Origin of the sequence: Kitasatospora sp. MBT66 (genome assembly GCF_000710405.2) — a bacterium.
Taxonomy (GTDB): Bacteria; Actinomycetota; Actinomycetes; order Streptomycetales; family Streptomycetaceae; genus Kitasatospora; species Kitasatospora purpeofusca.
Map to the genome: position 1 here is coordinate 51,493 of NZ_JAIY01000023.1, position 21,253 is coordinate 72,745.

At 73.5% G+C, this 21,253-nt stretch carries 16 protein-coding genes and 1 riboswitch; of the genes, 6 read left to right on the forward strand and 10 right to left on the reverse strand.

Annotated elements, in window-relative coordinates; all coding sequences use genetic code 11:
• Positions 1-228, reverse strand: a 228-nt coding sequence (locus BI06_RS54515) for a cobalamin biosynthesis protein (protein ID WP_043478585.1), incomplete at its 3' end; no start/stop codon positions are given.
• Positions 229-378: 150 nt separating this feature from the next.
• Positions 379-578: riboswitch (cobalamin riboswitch) on the reverse strand.
• 215 nt (positions 579-793) lie between these two features.
• On the opposite strand from BI06_RS54515, the gene BI06_RS44215 reads away from it, so the two are divergent.
• The 3 genes from BI06_RS44215 to BI06_RS44225 all read left to right on the forward strand — a co-directional run bounded on the left by BI06_RS44215 (position 794) and on the right by BI06_RS44225 (position 4,633).
• Positions 794-1,540 (forward strand): helix-turn-helix transcriptional regulator, encoded by a 747-nt coding sequence (locus BI06_RS44215; protein WP_051743048.1) that lies wholly within the window; start codon positions 794-796, stop codon positions 1,538-1,540.
• Positions 1,541-1,709: 169 nt separating this feature from the next.
• Entirely contained in the window at positions 1,710-2,825 is a 1,116-nt protein-coding gene (locus BI06_RS44220) for a S9 family peptidase (protein ID WP_043478587.1), read from the forward strand.
• 371 nt (positions 2,826-3,196) lie between these two features.
• Positions 3,197-4,633: a hypothetical protein gene (locus tag BI06_RS44225; protein WP_233290555.1), complete on the forward strand. Its 1,437-nt coding sequence runs from the start codon at positions 3,197-3,199 to the stop codon at positions 4,631-4,633.
• A gap of 105 nt (positions 4,634-4,738) precedes the next feature.
• On the opposite strand, the gene BI06_RS44230 is transcribed toward BI06_RS44225, so the two are convergent.
• From BI06_RS44230 to BI06_RS44270, 9 genes are all read right to left on the reverse strand, one after another.
• On the reverse strand, positions 4,739-5,617 hold the full coding sequence (locus BI06_RS44230; RefSeq protein ID WP_030398304.1) for a CDP-alcohol phosphatidyltransferase family protein: 879 nt from the start codon (positions 5,615-5,617) through the stop codon (positions 4,739-4,741).
• Complete coding sequence (locus tag BI06_RS44235; protein ID WP_030398303.1) at positions 5,604-6,296, reverse strand: phosphatidylserine decarboxylase; 693 nt, start codon at positions 6,294-6,296, stop codon at positions 5,604-5,606. The genes BI06_RS44230 and BI06_RS44235 overlap by 14 nt, the downstream gene beginning before the upstream one ends.
• Before the next feature lie 467 nt (positions 6,297-6,763).
• Entirely contained in the window at positions 6,764-7,966 is a 1,203-nt protein-coding gene (locus tag BI06_RS44240; protein ID WP_030398302.1) for an acyl-CoA dehydrogenase family protein, read from the reverse strand.
• Positions 7,967-8,128: 162 nt separating this feature from the next.
• A complete protein-coding gene (locus BI06_RS44245) occupies positions 8,129-8,632 on the reverse strand; it encodes a MaoC family dehydratase (RefSeq protein WP_030398301.1) in 504 nt (167 codons plus the stop codon).
• A 22-nt stretch (positions 8,633-8,654) separates the two neighbouring features.
• On the reverse strand, positions 8,655-9,614 hold the full coding sequence (locus BI06_RS44250) for a CoA ester lyase (RefSeq protein WP_030398300.1): 960 nt from the start codon (positions 9,612-9,614) through the stop codon (positions 8,655-8,657).
• 18 nt (positions 9,615-9,632) lie between these two features.
• Positions 9,633-11,660: a protein meaA gene (locus tag BI06_RS44255; protein ID WP_043478591.1), complete on the reverse strand. Its 2,028-nt coding sequence runs from the start codon at positions 11,658-11,660 to the stop codon at positions 9,633-9,635.
• Between the two features lie 9 nt (positions 11,661-11,669).
• Positions 11,670-13,040, reverse strand: coding sequence for a crotonyl-CoA carboxylase/reductase (gene ccrA / locus BI06_RS44260; protein WP_043478595.1), 1,371 nt, complete (start codon positions 13,038-13,040; stop codon positions 11,670-11,672).
• A 411-nt stretch (positions 13,041-13,451) separates the two neighbouring features.
• Positions 13,452-14,372, reverse strand: coding sequence for a TetR family transcriptional regulator (locus BI06_RS44265; RefSeq protein ID WP_030398297.1), 921 nt, complete (start codon positions 14,370-14,372; stop codon positions 13,452-13,454).
• A 179-nt stretch (positions 14,373-14,551) separates the two neighbouring features.
• The gene (locus BI06_RS44270) at positions 14,552-16,327 is read right to left on the reverse strand and encodes a 3-hydroxyacyl-CoA dehydrogenase family protein (protein ID WP_043478599.1); all 1,776 of its coding nucleotides are present in this window, start codon (positions 16,325-16,327) and stop codon (positions 14,552-14,554) included.
• 499 nt (positions 16,328-16,826) lie between these two features.
• Here BI06_RS44270 and BI06_RS44275 point away from each other — a divergent pair, with 499 nt between their 5' ends.
• The 3 genes from BI06_RS44275 (at position 16,827) to BI06_RS44285 (ending at position 21,218) form a co-directional block, all read left to right on the forward strand.
• Positions 16,827-18,305 (forward strand): glutamine synthetase family protein, encoded by a 1,479-nt coding sequence (locus BI06_RS44275; protein WP_082559101.1) that lies wholly within the window; start codon positions 16,827-16,829, stop codon positions 18,303-18,305.
• Between the two features lie 4 nt (positions 18,306-18,309).
• On the forward strand, positions 18,310-19,428 hold the full coding sequence (locus BI06_RS44280; protein WP_043478602.1) for an amidohydrolase family protein: 1,119 nt from the start codon (positions 18,310-18,312) through the stop codon (positions 19,426-19,428).
• Between the two features lie 302 nt (positions 19,429-19,730).
• Positions 19,731-21,218: a S8 family serine peptidase gene (locus BI06_RS44285; RefSeq protein WP_030398293.1), complete on the forward strand. Its 1,488-nt coding sequence runs from the start codon at positions 19,731-19,733 to the stop codon at positions 21,216-21,218.
• The last annotated feature ends 35 nt before the right edge of the window (positions 21,219-21,253 follow it).

Below are 21,253 nucleotides of genomic sequence, written 5' to 3' on the forward strand. Positions count from 1 at the left end.
CAGCCGGTCGGCGGCCACCGCGCCGGCCGCGACGGTGCCCACGCAGAGCGCGGTGAAGGCGGTGCCGGCCGCGCGGTCGTCGCGCCACAGCCGCCGCTCCAGCCGGCCGGCCGCGGCGCCGAAGCCGGCCACCGGGTGGCCGCGGCGCGGATCGCCGAACCGGGCGTCGGCCAGGTACCCGGCGACGGCGCCCGCGCCGAACGCGGCGGCCCGGGTCAGCGGGCGCACGGGAAGGCGGGCGGTGTGGTTCGCGGCGTGGTCGGCAGAGGGCTCGGCAGAGAGCTCAGGGGAGTGCTCGGGGGAGTGCTCGGGGGGAGGTCCCGGCCCGGCGGGGCAGCCTGCATCGCGTGCGTGTCCTCACTCAGGGTCCGCGCCCTGGATCGACGTACCGGGGGTGAGAGTCTCCTGGCTCCCGGGTCGAACGCGCTCCCGGGCCTTCCGGCGGCCGCGAACGGCCCTCCGTGGCTGAACTCCGGTCGTGCTCCCCGGTGACAGTGGCGGGACCGCGCCGGACTCGCACCGGCTTCCTCTGCTTGCCTCCGTAATGGCTGAAGGATCCCATCACGGGCCCGAAGGGGGAGTCAACCGAGGTCGCGGAGGGGTTGGTCACACGCCGACGCCCTGATGACAGCTGTCCCGGCGCCCCCGTTCCCCGTCGCTACCTCCGAGGACGCCCGCCGCCGGACCGCGCCCCGCTGTGCGATCCTCCACTCCCGCCGGGCGGCGCGCCCGCCCCGCTTCGTGCGTTCGTCGGCTGGGGCAGCACCCGGCGCCGCGCCTACCGTCGGGACCCATGCGACCCCAGCGCCCCCACCTCTTCGCACGTCCGGCCCGGTCCGTCCCGCCCGCCCCGCCGCCCCCGGTGCCGTTCTCGCCCGCCGCCGTCCGCGCCCACCGCGCCGCCCTCGGCCTGACCCCCGAGCAGGTCGCCGAGGGCATGGCCGCGCACGGCGTCCGGCTGCTCCCCGCCCACGTCCTCGGCTGGGAGAACGGCGGGCCGCCCCCCGGCGAGGAGGAGTTCCTCGCCCTGGCCCGGGCGCTGTGGTGCCCGCCCGAGCAGCTGATGGGCGTGCGCCCGGCGAGCCTGCGGGACTTCCGGCTCGCCCGCGAGCTGAGCCCGGACGGCGCGGCCCGCCGGATCGGCGTCCCGACGGAGGACTACCGGCGCGCCGAGGCCACCGGCCAGTGGGACGGCGACGCCGAGCCGACGGCGGCGCTCGCGCACGTGCTGGGCCTGACCCTGCGGGAGCTGGTCGCGGCCACCGGCCGCCGGGAGGAGCTGGACCGGCGGCTGCGGCGCTGCGTCGACGGTCGCTGGCAGGCGCAGGTCGGCGCGATCGTCCGGATCGTGCCGGTGGACCGGGCGGACCTCGACGCCGTGCTGCCCGTGCTCCAGGACGAGCGGCAGGTGCCCGCCCACTGGGGCTCCGGCGGCTGGGGGCCCGCCGAGGGGGCGGCCGCGCCGTCCGCGGCGGTGGTCCCGCCGGCCGAGCGCTTCTGGGAGCTGCTGGCCCGACGGGAGCCCGCGATACCCGTGTGATCCCCCGTTCGTTCTGGCACTCTCGTTCTGACGATCCCGGTGTGACCTTGCTCGCGTGGCAACCCGTACGGCCGTGTCCTGCTGGCCCGGCCGGGTCCCGGCCAGTGGACTGGGCTGTGACGTGGGTCCGGACACCGGTCGGCCCAGAACCGAGCAGCGGGGAGCGAGTATGCGTTGGGGAATCGCGGCCACCGTGGCAGCCGCCGCGGTCGGCACCGGGGCGGCCGTCCTGGTGATCGGCCGCCGGGCCTCGGAGCGGATGGTCCGCCCGGCCGGGGCCGCCCGGGAGCGGACCGGCCCGGTCGTGGTGCAGAGCCTGGGCGCCGGGCGGATCACCTTCACCCGGAGCGCGGCGAGCGAGCGCCCCGGGCGCTGGGCCGTCGAGTGGGGCCAGGACGGGCACGCCGTCGTCGAGGAGGTGCTGCACCGCGACGAACGGGGCGTCACCCGCCGGCTGGTCCGGGCCGACCGGGGCACCCTCGCCCCCGGTACCGAGGTCCGCTTCACCCCCCGGGTGTACCTCGGCGACCCGGCCTCGGCGCTCGGTCTGACCTTCGGCGAGACCGCCGTCGAGGGCGAGCTGGGCGCGCTGCCCGCCTGGTGGCTCGACGGCAAGCGCGGCACCTGGGTGATCCTGGTGCACGGCCCGGACGCCGACCGCAGCCAGGTCCTGCCCGTCCTCCCCGTCCTGGGCCGGCTCGGCCTGCCCGCGCTGGCGGTCACCTACCGCGGCGACGCGGGCGCGCCGGCCTCCCCGGACGGCCTGGGCCACTTCGGCGAGACGGAGTGGCGGGACGTCGAGGCGGCGATCCGGCTGGCTCTGGACGGCGGCGCGGGCCGGGTCGTCCTCTACGGCTGGTCGCTGGGCGCCACGATGGCCCTGCAGGCCGCCGCCCGCTCCGACTTCGCCTCCTCGGTCAGCAGCCTGGTCCTGGACTCCCCGGTGCTGGACTGGCCGGCCACCGCCCGCCGGGACGCGGTCAGGGCCGGGTACCGGGGCGCGGCCGCCGAACTCGGCGCGCTGGCCGCCCAGGGCCGCACCGGCGTGGATCTGGCCGACTTCGCCCGCCTCGCCGAGGGCACCGACCTCCGGGTGCCCACCCTGGTGCTGCACGGCCCCGACGACCCGGTGGCGCCGTTCCGGGCCGCCGAGCGGCTGGCCGCGAGCCGTCCGTCGCTGGTGAACCTCCAGGCCTTCCCCGGCGGCGACCACGCCGCGCTGTGGAACACCGACCCGGACCGCTACTCCGAGACCCTGCGCCGCTGGCTCACCCCCTTCTGCTGAGCCGCCGCTCCCCGACCCCGGCTCCGGCCCCGCCGCGTGCTCCCCGCCGCGCCACGCGGGGCCGGGGAGCCGGGAGGACCGGGTGAGCGGCCGACGGACGGCGGTCGGCGCGCGGGCCGCCCGGGGTCCCGCCCGGACCACCGGCCCCTTCCACCCGTCCGACCTGGCATGCACCCGCCACAAAGATCAAGCCAGTCGGTTTGGCCTCTGTTGCCCGATCTTGTCGATCCCCCCGGACCCCCGCCCCGCCCCGCGCGGACAACCGGATGTGACAGAAGGCCGGTACAAGGGGAAGACTGCTCGACGTGACGTCTCGGAATCCGCGCGACCGTGATGCCCCGCTCCCGCCGACCAACGGTTCCGGTGCGACGGTGACCCGTCTCCCCGGAACGGCCCACCGCCCCGCCGGCGCGAGGCCGGGGAGCCAGGGCGTACCCCGCCGACGAGGCCCCGCCCCCGCCCCCGGCCGAGGCCGGGTCCCCGTACCGGAGGGCTTCCCCGCACCCGCCGAGCTGGCCCCGCTGGCCCGCCGGATGCTGGTCGACGCCGTCCGGATCGCCCGCTGGGCCGGCGACCTCGACGAGGTCGACAAGCGCGGCGAACTGCTCCCGGACGACGCCCGCGCGGCCGGCCGCGCCCTCGCCATGACGGTGGGCGCCGCCGCCAAGGCCTGGGGCCAGGCCCTGCTGGTCGGCCTGGTCGAGCCCCGCGACGGCGGCGCCGTCCCCGGCTGGCGCCTGCACGCCTGGGAGCACGACGACGAGGCGGTGATCCGCGGCTGGTCGACCCTGTTCGACGCCTGGACCCTGCTCGCCCCGGTGCCGCCCGCCGCCCTGCGCGGCGTGTTCGCCGTCCTCGCCGGACAGGCCGTCGACCAGGCACCCCAACTGCTCTCCTTCCTGCACCTGGTGGACGGCCCGGTCGCCGACATCGAGCTGCTGGAACTGCTCCGGCGCGGACTGGACGAGCGCCGGGTCGGCGGCGGCGAGGGCGCCTTCGGCCTCTCGCCCGTCCCGCACGCGGCCTCCGCCGTCTCCGCCGTCCGCGGCACCTGCCGCGAGCCGCAGATCGACACCCCGGCCTCGCCCGCCGACGTCGCCGCCGTCCTGGACTGGATGCTGGACGGCCTCGCCGCCGTCGGCGCGCTGGTCCGCGAGGACAACGCGGCCGAGCTCTCCCCGCTCGGGCACTGGGCGGTGCGGGCCAAGCTGGAGGAGATCTGCACCGTCGCGCAGACCGCCGCCGGCCACATCGAGCAGAGCGCGATGGAACTGCTGAGCGCCTGCGCCGACTACTCGCCCGGCCCGGCCCGCGCCGAGTACCGGGCCTGGCTGGCCGCCCGCCCCGCCGACCGGGCGGTGGCCGAGCTGCTGGAGGCCGCGCAGGGCGAGGACGCCCTGGTGCGCGGCCTGGCCTTCGAGGCGCTGCGGGTGGCCGGATCCACCGCCGAGCAGGCCGTGCGGGCCGCCGTCGACGAGGCGGTGCTGCGCCCGTACGCGCTGCTGTGGCTGGCCGAGCGCTCGGACGAGGGGGTCTCCCCGGCCGATGTGCTGGGCGCGGAGGACGCCGCCTGGCTCTGGGTGGACACCGCCGCGGCCGTGCTGGACCACGGGGAAACGGAACTTCTGGTGGGCCACGTCGAGGGCGCCTCGGCCGGCGACCCGGTGCGGCTGTTCGCCCGGGCCCGGCAGTCCGGGCACCCCCGGGCGGCCTCGGTGCTGACGGCCGTCTCCGGCGTCCACCCGGACCCGGCGGTGGCCCGGGCGGCCCGCCGCTCGGCGTTCAGCGTCCACCGCGGCGGCGCCTGAGCCTCACCCGGCACCCGGACACGAGCCCGGACACGCACCCGGACATGCGGAAGGGCCCGGCTCCCCTCGGGGAGCCGGGCCCTTCCGTTCGTCCTGCGGCGGTCGTCAGCCGATCCGCGACTCCGCGCGGCGGGCCCGCACGTCGCCGACCTTCTGGCCGACCTTGCGGCGGATCACCAGCAGCGGCGCCATCGCGGCGAGCGCGATCTGCGCGAACGCGCCGATGTGCAGCAGGTTGTCGCCTCCCGGCAGACCGGTCGCCCAGGCCGCCAGGCAGCCGATCGAGACCACGATCCAGCACAGCGTGGCGGTGGCCAGCAGCCCCTGCGGCTTCGGGTACTCGATCCGGCTGACCATGAGGTACGCGACGGCGAAGATCGCCAGCAGACCGGGCAGGAACGGCGGGTCGAGCAGCACGATGGCGATCACCGTCATCGCGCCCATCGGGCAGGGCATGCCCTGGAACACCCCCGGCCGCATCTTCACGGTGGAGAAGCGGGCGAGCCGCAGTACCACCGCGAGCAGCACGGTCAGCGCGATCAGCGCCGACAGCCGGCTGTTGGAGCCGGGCGAGACCATGCCCCAGACCGCGACGAAGTAGGCCGGCGCGATGCCGAAGCTGATCAGGTCGGCCAGGTTGTCGAGTTCTGCGCCGAGCGCCGAGGAGCGCAGCTTGCGCGCCACCAGGCCGTCGAACAGGTCGCACATCGAGCCGATCAGCAGCAGCGTCACCGCGGTGGCGGCGCTGTGCTTGTCCGGCGCGGCGTCCGGGTTGGTGATGTGCGGGACGAGCACCCCGGTGGTGATCGAGTAGATCGCCAGGAAGCCGCAGACGGCGTTCCCCAGGGTGAGGAAGTCGGCGGTGGACAGGTGCTGCGGCGAGCGCGGCGCCCGCAGTTCGCGGTCGCGGGCCCAGCGACGACGGCGCAGGGCCGTCTCCTCGTCGTCCAGGCCGACGATCGTCTCAGGATCAGTCACGGTCAAGGCGCGTCACCCCGGCGGTGGTCTTCTGGCCGACCTCGACGCCGACCTCGACGCCGGCCGGCAGGTAGGTGTCGACCCGGGACCCGAAGCGGATCAGACCGATCCGCTCGCCCTGCTCGACCTTGGTACCGGCGTCGACGTACGGCACGATGCGGCGCGCCACGGCGCCCGCGATCTGGACCATCTCGATGTCGCCGAGCTCGGTGTCGAAGTGCCAGACGACCCGCTCGTTCTGGTCGCTGTCCTTGTTGAACGCGGGCACGAAGCCACCGGGCACGTGCTCGACGGAGGTCACCGTGCCGGGCAGGGGCGCCCGGTTGACGTGGACGTTGAGCGGGCTCATGAAGATCGCCACGCGGGTCCGGCCGTCCGGCCACGCGTCGATGCTCTGGACCACGCCGTCGGCGGGGGAGATCACTCTGCCCGTGCCGATCTCACGCTCGGGGTCGCGGAAGAACCACAGCATGCCGGCGCCGAGCGCACAGGCGGGTACCGCCGCGAGGGCCCACTTGCCACTGCGCCGGGTGAGCGCGGTGGTCACGGCGGCCGTGGCGAGGGTGGGGACGAACCAGGGGGTGGCTCCGCGCGCGATGGTCACGCGGGGTCGCCGACCGGCCGTCGTGGCGGCGAGGGCATCGCGGTCCGTGACGGAGGTGTGAGGGGACGGGCTGATGGGCATCGAAGACCTTTGTCGCGGGGGATCATGGCCGCTGGACGGGGGCCACCGCGGGATCGGGTAATAGAGGGACGTCTGCTGTCCCGGTGGATGCTATCGGGAGCACACGGTGGGTGGGCAACCCGCCTGCTCGTTCATGTGACCTGCGGGAGGCGCCGGTGCGCCCCCTTGTATACGACCGTAGCTCGCCCCGGTCCGGTTCCCAAGGGACCCGGCGAAGCTGGTGACTCTTGTCTCAACCCTGCCCGGTCGGCCCTGCGGAACTGCCCGTCGAGGGCGCGGAACGGTATGCCGGAGCGGCCGCGGGGCGCGTGACAGCAGCTGTACGCCCTGCGGCCGCTCCGGAACGGCCGTGTCGTCCCGGGGCGGACCAGGCCTCCGGGGCGGGACACGGCGCGGTGCCGGGACGGGCCCGCACGCCCGTCGTCCGGCGGTCTCGCGGGCCGGCCGCGAGCCCCGCAGCGGGCCGGTCAGCCCGCGATGCGGTACTCCTCGAGCAGCCGGCGCCCGATGATCATCTTCTGGATCTCCGCAGTACCTTCACCGATCAGCAGCATCGGGGCCTCCCGGTAGAGCCGCTCGATCTCGTACTCCTTGGAGAAGCCGTAGCCGCCGTGGATGCGGAAGGCGTCCTCGACGACCTCCTTGCAGTACTCGGAGGCGAGGTACTTCGCCATGCCCGCCTCGAGGTCGTTGCGCTCGCCGCTGTCCTTCTTGCGGGCGGCCATGACCATCATCTGGTGCGCGGCCTCGACCTTGGTGGCCATCTCCGCGAGCTTGAACTGGATCGCCTGGTGCTCGGCGATCTTCTTGCCGAAGGTGGAGCGCTGCTGGGCGTAGGAGATGCCCAGCTCGAAGGCGCGGCGGGCGACGCCGCAGCCGCGCGCGGCCACGTTGACGCGGCCGACCTCGACGCCGTCCATCATCTGGTAGAAGCCGCGGCCGGGGACGCCGCCGAGGATCCGGTCGGCCGGGATCCGGACGTCCTGGAGTACCAGCTCGGTGGTGTCGACGCCCTTGTAGCCCATCTTCTCGATCTTCCCGGGCACGGTGAGGCCGGGGACGGTCGGGTTGGCGCCGAAGCCCGGCGTCTTCTCGATCAGGAAGGTGGTCATGTTCTTGTAGGGCGTGGAGCCGCCCTCGTCGGTCCTGCACAGGACCGCGACCAGGCTGGAGGTGCCGCCGTTGGTCAGCCACATCTTCTGGCCGTTGAGAACGTAGAACTCCCCGTCCTTGACGCCCTTGGTGCTGATCGCGGCGACGTCGGAGCCGAGGCCGGGCTCGGACATCGAGAAGGCGCCGCGGATCTCGCCGGCCGCCATCCGGGGCAGGAAGTGGTCCTTCTGCTCCTGGGTGCCGTGCGCGTTGATCATGTGGGCGACGATGAAGTGGGTGTTGACGATGCCGGAGACGGACATCCAGCCGCGGGCGATCTCCTCGACCACCAGGGCGTAGGTCAGCAGCGACTCGCCGAGGCCGCCGTACTCCTCGGGGATGGTCAGGCCGAAGAGGCCGAGCTGCTTCATGCCCTCGACGATCTCCGTCGGGTACTCGTCCTTGTGCTCCAGCTCGGTCGCGACCGGGATGATCTCCTTGTCGACGAACTCGCGCACGGTGGCGAGGATGTCCCGCTGGATCTCGGTGAGGCCGTCGGTCTGTGCGAGGCGTCCCATCGTGCGGCTCCTGTCATGCCTGGAAAAACGAGGGTGGGGGGAGTGGACGGGGGCTCCGCGGGCGTGGCTCCGCGGAGCCCCCGTGAACCGGTGCGGGGCACGGCCGATGACGGCGGCCGGCCCGTCCGGGGTCCTGGGGGGTGGGACTGCGGGAACGGGTCCTCAGGCGAGCGGCGTCGGCCGGGCGGGCTGCTCGCCGCCGCGCGCCTCGATGTACGTCGCGGTCGGCACCATCACCTTGCGGCGGAAGATGCAGACGACCGTGCCGTCCTGCTTGTAGCCCTTGGTCTCGACGTACACGATGCCGCGGTCGTCCTTGGACTTGGACGGCCACTTGTCGAGCACGGTGGTCTCGCCGTAGATCGTGTCGCCGTGGAAGGTCGGCGCGATGTGCCGCAGCGACTCGATCTCCAGGTTGGCGATCGCCTTGCCGGAGACGTCCGGGACGGACATGCCGAGCAGCAGCGAGTAGATGTAGTTGCCCACCACCACGTTCTTGCCGAAGTCGGTGGTCCGCTCCGCGTAGTTGGTGTCCATGTGGAGCGGGTGGTGGTTCATGGTGAGCAGGCAGAAGAGGTGGTCGTCGTACTCGGTGACCGTCTTGCCGGGCCAGTGCCGGTAGACGGCGCCGACCTCGAACTCCTCGTAGGTGCGTCCGAACTGCATGGTCGATGACTCCTGACCGGTCTCAGGCCTGCGGGGGCTCGAACGAGGAAGTGCGCTTCATGCCGGCCGCGCGGCCCTTGCCGGAGACGACCAGCGCCATCTTGCGGCTGGCCTCGTCGATCATCTCGTCGCCGAGCATCGCCGAGCCCTTGAAGCCGCCGGCCTCGGAGGTGCACCAGTCGTAGGCGTCGAGGATCAGCTCGGCGTGGTCGTAGTCCTCCTGGGAGGGCGAGAAGATCTCGTTGGCGGCGCCGATCTGGTCCGGGTGCAGCACCCACTTGCCGTCGAAGCCCAGCGCGGCGGCGCGGCCGGCCACCTCGCGGTAGCCCTCCTGGTTGCGGATCTGGAGGTAGGGGCCGTCGATCGCCTGGAGGTCGTTGGCGCGGGCGGCCATCAGGATGCGCATCAGGATGTAGTGGTAGGCGTCGGCCGAGTAGCCGGGCGGCTGCTCGCCGACCACCAGGGACTTCATGTTGATCGAGGCCATGAAGTCGGCCGGGCCGAAGATGATGGTCTCCAGCCGGGGCGAGGCCTGGGCGATGGTGTCGACGTTGATGAGGCCCTTGGCGTTCTCGATCTGCGCCTCGATGCCGATCCGGCCGACCTCGAAGCCCATGGTCTTCTCGATCTGGGTGAGCAGCAGGTCGAGCGCCTTCACCTGCTCGGCGTCCTGGACCTTCGGCAGCATGATGCAGTCGAGGTTCGGGCCGGCGCCCTCGACCACGGTGATCACGTCGCGGTAGGTCCAGTGGGTGGTCCAGTCGTTGACCCGCACGACCCGGGTCTTGCCGGTCCAGTCGCCGTTGTTCAGGGCGTCGACGACGGTGTGGCGGGCGCTCTCCTTGACCAGGGGGGCGCAGGCGTCCTCCAGGTCGAGGAAGACCTGGTCGGCCTGGAGGCCCTGGGCCTTCTCCAGGAAGCGCGGGTTGGAGCCCGGCACGGCGAGGCAGGAGCGGCGCGGGCGGAGGCGGTTCTGGGACAAGAGGGTGTTCCTTCCGGGTCAGCCGGTGGTCGCGGCCGTGGCGGGCGTCCAGGGCTGGAGCCTGTTGGCCAGCCGGATCTCGTCCACGATCCGGCCGATGATGGTCGTGATGCCGAAGTCCTTCGGGGTGAACACGGCGGCGACGCCGGCGGCCTTGAGGGCCTCGCCGTCCGCTGCCGGGATGATGCCACCCACGATCACCGGGACATCCTCCACCCCGGCCCGGCGCAGTCGGTGCAGCACGTCCGGCACCAGCTCGGAGTGGGCGCCGGAGAGGATCGACAGGCCCACGCAGTGGACGTCCTCGGCGACGGCGGCCGAGACGATCTGCTCGGGGGTGAGCCGGATGCCCTGGTAGACCACCTCGAACCCGGCGTCGCGGGCCCGGACGGCGATCTGCTCGGCCCCGTTGGAGTGCCCGTCCAGGCCGGGCTTGCCGACCAGCAGCCGCAGCTTGCCGGCGCCGAGCTCGGAGGCGGTCGCGGCGACGGCCTCGCGGACGGCGGCCAGCTCGCCGCCGGGCTCGGCCGGGACCGCGACCGGGGCGCCGCCGACGCCGGTGGGCGCGCGGTACTCGCCGAACACCTCGCGCAGGGCGAAGGCCCACTCGCCGGTGGTGACGCCGGCCCGGGCGCAGGCCAGGGTGGCCGGCACGAGGTTCGCGGTGGTGCCGGCGACGGTCTTGAGCTCCTCCAGGGCGCGCAGCGCGGCGGCCTCGTCGCGCTGACCGCGCCAGGCCTCCAGCGCGGTCAGCACGGACTGCTCGGAGGCCGGGTCGACGACCATGATCGCGGTGTCGAGGTCGGCCGTGAGCGGGCTCTCCTCGGTGGTGTCGAAGCAGTTGACCCCGATGATCCTGTCCTCGCCGGACTCGATCCGGGCCCGGCGGGCGGCGTGCGAGGCGACCAGGTTGGACTTCAGGTAGCCGGACTCGACGGCCGGGATGACCCCGCCCATCTCCAGCACCTTGGCGATCTCGGCCTCGGCGCCGGCCAGCAGCTCGGCGGTCTTGGCCTCGATCACCTCGGAGCCGTTGAAGATGTCCCCGTACTCCAGCAGGTCGGACTCGAAGGCGAGCACCTGCTGGATCCGCAGCGACCACTGCTGGTCCCACGGCCGGGGCAGGCCGAGGGCCTCGTTCCAGGCGGGCAGCTGGACGGCGCGGGCGCGGGCGTCCTTGGAGAGCGTGACGGCGAGCATCTCCAGCACGATCCGCTGGACGTTGTTCTCCGGCTGGGCCTCGGTCAGGCCGAGCGAGTTGACCTGCACGCCGTAGCGGAACCGGCGCTGCTTGGGGTCCTCGATGCCGTAGCGCTCCCGGGTGACCTTCTCCCAGAGCCGGCCGAAGGCCCGCATCTTGCACATCTCCTCGACGAACCGCACCCCGGCGTTGACGAAGAAGGAGATCCGGGCGACCACCTCGCCCATCCGCTCGGCCGGCACCTGGCCGGAGTCGCGGACGGCGTCCAGCACCTCGATCGCGGTGCACATCGCGTAGGCGATCTCCTGGACCGGGGTGGCCCCGGCCTCCTGGAGGTGGTAGCTGCAGATGTTGATCGGGTTCCACTTCGGGATGTTCCCGACCGTGTAGGCGATCATGTCGGTGATCAGGCGCACCGAGGGGCCGGGCGGGAAGACGTGCGTCCCGCGCGACAGGTACTCCTTGACGATGTCGTTCTGGGTGGTGCCGGTGAGCTTGGCGATGTCCGCGCCCTGCTCCTCGGCGACCACCTGGTAGAGCGCCAGCAGCCACATCGCGGTGGCGTTGATCGTCATGGAGGTGTTGGTCTGTTCGAGCGGGATGCCGTCGAACAGGGTGCGCATGTCGCCGACGTGGCCCACCGGCACCCCGACCCGGCCGACCTCGCCGCGGGCGAGGATGTGGTCCGAGTCGTAGCCGGTCTGGGTCGGCAGGTCGAACGCCACCGAGAGGCCGGTCTGCCCCTTGGCGAGGTTCCGCCGGTACAGCGCGTTGGAGTCCTCGGCCGTCGAGTGCCCGGCGTAGGTGCGCATCAGCCAGGGCCGGTCGCGCTTCTGGTCGGTCATCGGGTCGCCTTAGATGTCGCGGCTCGGCTGGATGGTCCGCTCGGTGACCTCGCGGAAGAGGTTGATCGCGGGCAGGTGCTTGGCGCGCAGCTCGGCGTCGCGCACGCCCAGGCCCTCCTCGGGGGCCAGGCAGAGCACGCCGACCTTGCCCTGGTGGCGGTTCTGGTGGACGTCCAGCGAGGCCTGCCCGGTCTGCTCCAGCGTGTAGACCTTGGACACCGTGGGGTGGATCTTGCCCTTGGCCACCAGGCGGTTGGCCTCCCAGGCCTCGCGGTAGTTGGCGAAGTGCGAGCCGACGATCTTCTTGAGCGACATCCACAGGTAGCGGTTGTCGTACTGGTGCATGTAGCCGGAGGTGGAGGCGCAGGTGACGATGGTGCCGCCCTTGCGGGTGACGTAGACGCTGGCGCCGAAGGTCTCCCGGCCGGGGTGCTCGAAGACGATGTCGACGTCCTCGCCGCCGGTCAGCTCACGGATCCGCCCGCCGAAGCGCTTCCACTCGCGCGGGTCCTGGTTCTGCTCGTCCTTCCAGAACCTGTAGCCCTCGGCGGAGCGGTCGATGATCGCCTCGGCGCCCATCGCCCGGCAGATGTCGGCCTTCTCCGGGCTGGAGACCACGCAGATCGGGGTGGCGCCGCCGGCCAGCGCGTACTGGGTGGCGTACGAGCCGAGGCCGCCGCTGGCGCCCCAGATCAGCACGTTGTCGCCCTGCTTCATGCCCGCGCCGTTCTGCGAGACCAGCTGGCGGTAGGCGGTGGAGTTGACCAGGCCCGGGGAGGCGGCCTCCTCCCAGGTCAGGTGGGCGGGCTTGGGCATCAGCTGGTTGGTCTTCACCAGGGCCAGCTGGGCCAGGCCGCCGAAGTTGGTCTCGAAGCCCCAGATCCGCTGCTCCGGGTCCATCATCGTGTCGTTGTGGCCGTCCGAGGACTCCAGCTCGACGGACAGGCAGTGGGCGACCACCTCGTCGCCCGGCTTCCAGGCGTTGACCCCGGCGCCGGTGCGCAGCACCACGCCCGCCAGGTCGGAGCCGAGCACGTGGTACGGCAGGTCGTGGCGCTTGGTGAGCGGGGAGAGCCGGCCGTAGCGCTCCAGGAAGCCGAAGGTGGAGACCGGCTCGAAGATCGAGCTCCACACGGTGTTGTAGTTCACCGCGCTCGCCATCACGGCGACCAGCGCCTCGCCCGGGCCCAGCTCGGGCAGCGGGACGTCGTCGAGGTGGAGGGACTTGCGGGGGTCCTTGTCGCGGCTGGCGAGGCCCGCGAACATCTGCTCCTCGTCCTTGTGGAGCGTCACCGCCCGGTAGGACTCCGGCAGCTTCACATGGGCGAAGTCCGCCGAGGTGCTGTCGGAGCTGAGGATCGCGTCGAGGATTTCCTTCATGGCTGCCTCCGAAGGCGTACCTGTGTGAGGGCACAGGGCGTCTGGGGGAGCCGGGAGCGGACACCGGCTTCGCTGAACGGGGTGGTGGGTGTGGGTGGCTGGTGGGCCGGGGTGGCCGTTGGGCCGGGGTGGCTGTCGGGCCGGTGGCTGGTGGGCCGGGGTACTGCGGTGGGTCGCCCCCGGGGTCTGGGGGCGCCGGTTCGACGGCGCGCCGAGGTGGGGAGCCGCGGCGCCGCGACTGGTGGGTAACAAGGTAGTGGCACCCTGTGCCACTCGTAAAGACACGCGGTGCCACCAATTCGAGTGGTCCGGAGGTGCCTTCCGAGGGCCTGCGGAGGGCATGGAAAGGGCCCGTGCCGACACTCCGGCACGGGCCCTCGAACCCTCTATGACCTGCGAAAACGCTTACTGTCAGGCCTGCTTGACGCCCTCCAGGGCGGCCCGCACGGCATCCACCACCAGCTCAAGCGGGGCGTCCGTCCGGGTGACTGTGATGAGCACCTCACCTCCGGAGCTGGCACTCAGTGCGCGCGCGGCCGAGGTCTCCGCCTCCGCCCCACTGGCACCCGGTGCCACCACGGCACCGCGCCGGCGCGCCCCCGGTGCGCTGGAGCCCCAGAAGGTCTGCCGGATCACCTCGAAGGAGTGGTCCAGCTGGGCCTCCACGTCGCCCCGGCCGCCCGCCCGCAGCCAGCGCCGCAGTACGTGGTTGTGGGCCGCGACCACCGCCGCCGCCGACACCTCGGCCAGCATCGAGTCGTCCTCGCCGCCGTGCTGCCAGCCCGCGGGGATCTCCCCGGCGGTGTCGAACCGGCCCAGCAGGTAGCGGGTGAACAGCCGCTCGTAGCGGGCCACCACGGCGATCTCCCGCTCCCGCAGCGTCGGCACCTGGCGGATCAGCTGGTACCGGGCCACCGAGACCCCGGGCGTGGAGGCGTACATCCGCAGCACCTCCTTGATGCCCCGGCAGACCACGTCCAGCGGGTGCTCCTCCGGCTCGGCGCTGGCCAGCAGATCGGCGACCCGCACCAGGGTGTCGTCGTGGTCCGGGAAGATCGCCTCCTCCTTGGACCGGAAGTACCGGAAGAAGGTCCGCCGGGCCACCCCGGCGGCCGCGGCGATCTGGTCGACCGTGGTCTCCTCGTAGCCCTGCGAGGCGAACAGCTCCATCGCGGCGGTGGCCAGGTCCTGGCGCATCTGCTGGCGCTGGGCGGCCGCCCGGCGGCTGCCCTGGCCCCCCTCCGCGCCGGTCCCGGCCGACCGGCCGTCACGCGCCGGCGCGGACTGCTGCGGGGCGGATTGCTGCGGGGAGACTGACTGAACCCGATCCATGCCCGGAACGCTACACGTCCCCGGCGCCGGAGCAGGGGGCCTTGCGCGGCGTACCGGGGCGACCGGCCCGCCGACCGCCGGTCTCGGCCAGTGGGCGGACACCGAGCCCGCCCCCCAGCCCGCCCGCTCCGCCCGGAACGGCGGCCGGTCGGGTGCTCCCCCGTAGGACGGCGGCGTGGTCATCGGCGCGCGTGGTCGCGGAAGCCGCGGCCGGTCTTGCGGCCCAGGCAGCCCGCCGCCACCAGGTGCTCCAGCAGCGGCGCCGCGGCCAGACCCGGCTCGCGGAACTCCTGGTGCAGCACCTGCTCGATGGTCAGCGAGACGTCCAGGCCGACCACGTCCAGCAGCTCGAACGGCCCCATCGGGTAGCCGCAGCCGAGCTTCATCGCGGTGTCGATGTCGTCCACCGTCGCGTAGTGCTCCTGGAGCATCCGCACCGCGTCGTTGAGATAGGGGAAGAGCAGCGCGTTCACGATGAAGCCGGCCCGGTCCCCGCACTCCACCGGGTGCTTGCGGACCTTCGCGCACAGCTCCAGCACGGTCGCGGTGACGTCCGGCGCGGTCAGCACCGTGGAGACCACCTCGACCAGCCGCATCGCCGGCGCCGGGTTGAAGAAGTGCATGCCGACCACGTCCTGCGGCCGCCGGGTGGCCGAGGCGCAGGCGACCACCGGCAGCGAGGAGGTGGTGGTGGCCAGCACCGCGCCCGGCTTCACGATCGCGTCCAGCGCTGTGAACAGCTCGCGCTTCACCCCGAGGTCCTCGGCCACCGCCTCGACCACCAGGTCCACGTCCGCCAGCTCGCCGTACTGCCCGACCGGCGTCACCAGGCCCAGGGCGGCGTCCCGCTGCTCCTCGGTCAGCCGGCCCTTCGCCACCGAGCGCTCCAGCGACTTCGCCAGCTGCGCCTTGGCCCGCTCGGCCTTCTCCAGGCTGCGGGCGGCCAGCAGCACGGGGTACCCGGCCTTGGCGAACACCTCGACGATGCCGGTGGCCATGGTGCCCGAGCCGCAGACGCCGATGCTGCGCACCTCCCGTCCGGGCACGCCCGGACGGGCCGGGCCGGCGGTGGTGTCGACGGCCCTGGACGAGCCGGGCGCCTCGTAGGTGTAGAAGCCCCGGCCGGTCTTGCGGCCCAGCAGTCCGGCCGCGACCAGCTGGCCGAGGATCGGCGCGGGCGCGTGCAGCCGGTCCCTGGACTGCTCGTACATCGCCTCCAGGACGGTCCGCGCGGTGTCCACGCCGATCAGGTCGAGCAGTGCCAGCGGCCCCATCGGCAGGCCGCAGCCGAGCCGCATCGCGGCGTCGATGTCCTCCCGGGTGGCGTACTTGGACTCGTACATCGCGGCGGCCTGGTTGAGGTACGCGAAGAGCAGGCCGTTGACCACGAAGCCGGCCCGGTCGCCGGCCGCCACCGGCTCCTTGCCGAGGTCCCGGGCGAGCGCCGCGGCGTCCTCGGCGACCTGCGGGGCGGTGAGCACGGTGCGCACCACCTCGACCAGCTTCATGGTGTGCACCGGGTTGAAGAAGTGCAGCCCGAGCACCCGGTCCGGGCGGGCGGTGGCGGCGGCGATCCGGGTCACCGAGAGCGCGGTGGTGCCGGTGGCGAACACCGTGCCGGCCGGGCAGATCCGGTCCAGCTCGGCGAAGACCTCCCGCTTCAGCTCCAGTTGCTCGGGGACCTCCTCGATCACCAGGTCCGCCCCGGCGGCCGCGTCCAGCGCGTGGCCGACGGTGAGCCGGGCGAGCAGCCCGGCCCGCTCCTCGGCGGTGAGCCGCTCCCGGGCCACCGCGTGCGCGGTGGACTCCTCGATCCGGGCCAGGGCCCGGGCGGCGGACTTCTCGTCGGCCTCGATGCCGATCACCCGGCGGCCGCTCCTGGCGACCGCGACGGCGACACCGGTGCCCATCGTGCCGAGTCCGACCACGGCGACCGTGGGAAAGGGACGCTCCATCTGTCCTGACTCCTTGTCATGGAAGGCCCGCGCGCGCTCCGGAAGGGCGCGCCCTTCCGGAGGAGGGTCCGCGCGCGGTGCGGGGGGATGACGGTTGCGGCCACCGCGCAGCCGCCGGTCCGCTCCGGCGGTGCTGCGGGTGTGCCGTGGTACTCAGGCGCTCAGGTGAAGGAAGCGGCTCTGAACACAGAGGAGAGAAATCCGGCTCCGGCCGCGATCCGCGGCACCGGCCGGTGAACGAACGCACCGTCGTCCGCCGTCGGCCCCGCGGTTCCCGGCGCGGCGGACGGCGCCCCGCCGGTGCGGCTCCCGAAGCCCGGCAGTGGTGCGTGCGGACACTGTAGCGAAGCTACCGGCGAGTAGGAAGGGGGTGGGGGACAGGAGTTCCGCTGCTCACGGCCGGGCGATCACCCGTGCGGGTGAGGATGTGGACGGACGTCCGTTCGGACCACCCGATAGGGGAGTTACGCGGCCCGCCGGCGCTGGGAACCATGGGGGCATGACCACTGGAACCGTTGCCACGGACCGACCCGAGCCCGCCGCCGGGTCCGCCGCCCGGCCCGCCCCCGGCCCGGCCGGGCATGTCGAGGCCGGCGCCGGAGCCGTGCTGCCGCCGCGGGCGGACCGGGCCGAGCGCGGCGAGCGCGCGCAGGCCGCCGTCGACCGGCTGCGCGGCTCCGGGGTCGAGGCGGTCGCCGTCACCTGGGTGGACAACGCCGGCATCGCCCGGGTCAAGGCGGTGCCGCTCGGCGGCCTGGTGCACGCGGCCCAGTGGGGCGTCGGCGCCGCCCCCTGCTTCGACGTCTTCCTCGCCGACGACTCGATCGTCACCAGCCGGCTGATCGGCGGCCCCACCGGCGACCTCCGGCTCTACCCCGACGTGGAGCGGATCGTCCCGCTCGCCGCCCAGCCCGGCTGGGCCTGGGCCCCGGGGGACCGTTACACCCAGGGCGGCGCCCCGCACCCCGGGTGCCAGCGGCTCTTCGCCCGCCGGGCGGTGGCCGCCGCGGCCGAGCAGGGCCTGACCCTCAAGGCCGGGATCGAGATCGAGTGGGTGGTCGCGCTGGCCGGCCCGGAGGGGGAGGAGCCCCGCTACCCGACGGCCGGCCCGGCCTACGGCATGCAGCGGCTCACCGACCTCTCCGACTACCTGCGCGACGTCCTGCGCGCCCTCGGCGAGCAGGGCCTGACCGTGCTCCAGATCCACCCCGAGTACGCGCCCGGGCAGTTCGAGGTCTCGGTCGCCCCGGAGGGCCCGGTCGAGGCCGCCGACACCTCGGTGCTGGTCCGGCACACCGTCCGCGCCGTCTCCGCCCGGCACGGCCTGCGGGTCTCCTTCGCCCCGGCGGTCGAGGCCGGCGGGGTCGGCAACGGCGGCCACCTCCACCTCAGCCTCTGGCGCGAGGGGCGCAACCTCGCGCACGGCGGCCCCGGCCCGCACGGGCTGACCGCCGAGGCCGAGGGCTTCCTGGCCGGGGTGCTCGGCGCGCTGCCCGAGCTGCTGGTGCTCGGCTGCTCCAGCCCGGCCGGCTATCTGCGGCTCGTCCCCTCGCACTGGGCCGGGGCCTACCAGTGCTGGGGCCTGGAGAACCGCGAGGCCGCGCTCCGCCTGGTCACCGGCTCCACCGGCGAGCGGTCCTCCGCCGCCAACGCCGAGATCAAGTGCTTCGACGCCACCGCCAACCCCTACCTGGCGGTCGGCGCGGTGATCGCCGCCGGCCTCGCCGGGCGGGAGCAGCGGCTCGCGCTGCCGCCGGAGTCCACCGGGGACCCGTCGCTGGCCGAGCCCGGCACCTTCCCCCGGCTGCCGGCCGACCCGACCGAGGCGCTCGCCGCCTACCGGGGCTCCGCCGTGCTCCGGGAGGCGCTCGGCGAGCCGCTGTTCGAAGCGGTGCTGGCCGTCCGCCAGGCCGAGGCCGAGCAGTACGCCGGCGCCTCGCCCGAGCGGCTGGCCGCCGTTACCCGCTGGCGGTACTAGGGGCGTGTCTTACCCCGACGTCCCCGCGCTGGTCGACCACCACTGCCACAGCGTGGTGACGGCCGAGCTCGACGACGAGGCCCTGGCGGGGCTGCTCACCGAGTCCGACCGCCCGCCCGCGCCCGGTACCTCGCCCTTCGACAGCGCGCTCGGCCTCGCCGTGCGCCGCTGGTGCCCGCCCGCGCTGGGGCTGCCCGCGCACGCGCCCGCCGAGGAGTACCTCGCCCGGCGGCGCGAGCTGGGCGCCCCGGAGGCCACCCGCCGACTGCTGGCCGCCGCCGGCCTGGACACCTGCCTGGTGGACACCGGGCTGACCGGCGCCGCCGGTTTCCCGCTGCTGCCGCTCGACGGGTTCGCCGGGGCGTCCGGCGCCCGGGTGCGCGAGGTGGTCCGGCTGGAGCCGGTCGCCGAGGCCGTCGACGCACCGCCCGGCGACTGGGCGCGGGCGGTGCGCGAGGCGCTGGCCGCCGCGGCCGCCGGCGCCGTCGCGCTCAAGTCGGTGGTGGCCTACCGGGCCGGCCTCGCGGTACCCGCGCGGCGGCCCTCCCCGGCCGAGGTGACGGCGGCCGCCGCTGCCCGGCAGCGCGCCGGGGGCGGCCGACTGACCGACCCGGTCCTGCTGCACGAGCTGCTGCACACCGCCCTGGAGGTCTGCGCCGGGCTGCGGCTGCCGCTCCAGCTGCACACCGGCTTCGGCGATCCCGACGTCACCCTGCACCGGGCCGACCCGTCGCTGCTCGCCGACTTCGTCCGGGCCGCCGAGCCGTCCGGCGTCCCGCTGGTGCTGCTGCACGGCTACCCCTACCACCGGCAGGCGGCCTGGCTGGCCCAGGCCTTCCCGCTGGTGTACACCGACCTCGGACTGACGACCTCCTACGTCGGCCCGCGGGCGGCGGCGGTGCTCGGCGAGATGCTGGAGCTGGCGCCGTTCGGCAAGCTGCTGTTCTCCACCGACGGCTACGGCCTGCCGGAGCTCCACCTGGTCGGCGCGGCGCAGTTCCGCCACGGCCTGGGCACCCTGCTCGGCGGCTGGCGGGCCGACGGCGCCTGCACCGCGGCCGACGCCGATCGGCTGGCCCGGCTGGTGGCGGCCGACAACGCCCGCCGACTGTACGCGATCTGAGCGTCGGCCCGCCGCCACTGGCGAGCACTCGCCACTGGCCGCTTTCGGCCGTTCCGAATGCCTGTCGCCCCCCAGGTCCGGGTTACTAGGATCACCCGCCAGTGAGCTCTGTGCTCGTCCGATCGTCAGATCGCCACCTCTGCCCAGCAGGAGCGGAGTCATACCTTCCGTCGGTGGATGACTTGTGACGATTAGATGACTACCTCTTGCGGATTGCAACACTTGTTCACTAGCGTCCCGATCATTCCAAGCGCATCTGCCAACCGCAGCTGCAGCATGACGACTCGGGAGGGCCAACCCCTATGAGTGTTCCTCGGATCAGCCGGACCCGGATCGCGGCGGTCGGCGTTGTGCTCGCCACCGCCGGAGCCCTCGCGCTCCCGGCCGGCAGCGCCTTCGCCGCCGGGGCGGAGACGACCACCGGTCCGCTGCTCAGCTACGTCGTCAACACCAAGGCCAACCACGGCCAGGTGCAGAAGGTCGAGACCGCGGTCAAGGCCCTCGGCGGCACCGTGGTCTACTCCTACGAGCAGATCGGCGTGGTGATCGCCCGCTCGACCGACACCCAGTTCGCCGCCAAGCTGCGCAAGGCGAAGGCTGTCGAGTCGGTCGGCGCCAGCCGCACCAAGGGCATCACCGCCTCCGAGGACAAGGTCGCCGAGGTTGCCGCCGCCCCGACCGCCGCCCCCGCCGCCGGCGAGGAGCCCTACTGGGCCAACCAGTGGGACATGCGTCAGATCGGTGTCGACAAGGCCCACAAGCTGTCCCTGGGCAGCAACAAGGTCACCGTCGGCGTGCTGGACTCCGGCATCGACGGCAAGCACGAGGACCTCGCCGCCAACATCGACGCCTCGCAGTCGGTCTCCTGCATCGACGGCGGCAAGCCGAACACCGCCTGGGACGCGTGGCAGCCGGGCGTCGACGGCGCCCACGGCACCCACGTGGCCGGCACCATCGCCGCCGCCAAGAACGGCAAGGGCATCGAGGGCATCGCCCCGAACGTCAAGCTCGCCGCGGTGAAGGTCGTCGACGACGGCGGCTTCATCTACCCCGAGTACGCCATCTGCGGCTTCGTCTGGGCCGGCGAGCACAAGTTCAAGGTCACGAACAACAGCTACTTCGTCGACCCGTGGATGTTCAACTGCCAGAACGACGCGGACCAGGAGGCGATCACCACCGCCGTCCGCCGCGCCGTCGAGTTCTCGCAGCGCAAGGGCGTCCTCAACGTCGCCGCCGCGGGCAACGAGAACATCGACCTGGCCCACAAGACCAAGGACGTCGCCAGCCCGGACGACACCACCCCGGTCGAGCGCCCGATCACCCAGGACTGCCTGAACCTGCCGACCGAGCTGGACGGCGTCGTCGCGGTCTCCTCCGTGGGTGTCAACGGCGACAAGTCGTACTACTCCAGCTACGGCAAGAACAAGGTCACCGTGGCCGCCCCCGGCGGCGACCGCCGCTACCAGATCCCGGACACCCCGGACAAGAACGGCCGCACGCTGTCCACCATCCCCGGTGGCGGCTACGGCTACATGCAGGGCACCTCGATGGCCTCCCCGCACGCCGCCGGTGTGCTCGCCCTGCTGGCCAGCACCTTCCCGTGGGCCAGCCCGGAGGAGCTGACCGAGCTGCTCACCAACCAGGCCGAGTCGCACGCCTGCCCGTCGGCCCCGTACAACCCGGGCGGCGCCGGTGAGTGGACCGCCACCTGCGAGGGCGGCGCGGACGACAACGGCTTCTACGGCGCGGGCATCATCAACGCCGAGAAGGCGGTCCAGTGGTGGCGCTGAGCCACGGCTGACCGGCTGCTGAACCCCTGAGTCGC

What these genes read in the sequence shown, in the direction of transcription:
- BI06_RS44215 (WP_051743048.1), top strand. Translation starts at nt 794, where the DNA reads ATGCGACCCCAGCGCCCCCACCTCTTCGCACGTCCGGCCCGGTCCGTC.
- BI06_RS44220 (WP_043478587.1), top strand. Translation starts at nt 1,710, where the DNA reads ATGCGTTGGGGAATCGCGGCCACCGTGGCAGCCGCCGCGGTCGGCACC.
- BI06_RS44235 (WP_030398303.1), bottom strand. Translation starts at nt 6,296, where the DNA reads ATGCCCATCAGCCCGTCCCCTCACACCTCCGTCACGGACCGCGATGCC.
- BI06_RS44240 (WP_030398302.1), bottom strand. Translation starts at nt 7,966, where the DNA reads ATGGGACGCCTCGCACAGACCGACGGCCTCACCGAGATCCAGCGGGAC.
- BI06_RS44245 (WP_030398301.1), bottom strand. Translation starts at nt 8,632, where the DNA reads ATGCAGTTCGGACGCACCTACGAGGAGTTCGAGGTCGGCGCCGTCTAC.
- BI06_RS44255 (WP_043478591.1), bottom strand. Translation starts at nt 11,660, where the DNA reads ATGACCGACCAGAAGCGCGACCGGCCCTGGCTGATGCGCACCTACGCC.
- ccrA (WP_043478595.1), bottom strand. Translation starts at nt 13,040, where the DNA reads ATGAAGGAAATCCTCGACGCGATCCTCAGCTCCGACAGCACCTCGGCG.
- BI06_RS44265 (WP_030398297.1), bottom strand. Translation starts at nt 14,372, where the DNA reads ATGGATCGGGTTCAGTCAGTCTCCCCGCAGCAATCCGCCCCGCAGCAG.
- BI06_RS44270 (WP_043478599.1), bottom strand. Translation starts at nt 16,327, where the DNA reads ATGGAGCGTCCCTTTCCCACGGTCGCCGTGGTCGGACTCGGCACGATG.
- BI06_RS44275 (WP_082559101.1), top strand. Translation starts at nt 16,827, where the DNA reads ATGACCACTGGAACCGTTGCCACGGACCGACCCGAGCCCGCCGCCGGG.
- BI06_RS44285 (WP_030398293.1), top strand. Translation starts at nt 19,731, where the DNA reads ATGAGTGTTCCTCGGATCAGCCGGACCCGGATCGCGGCGGTCGGCGTT.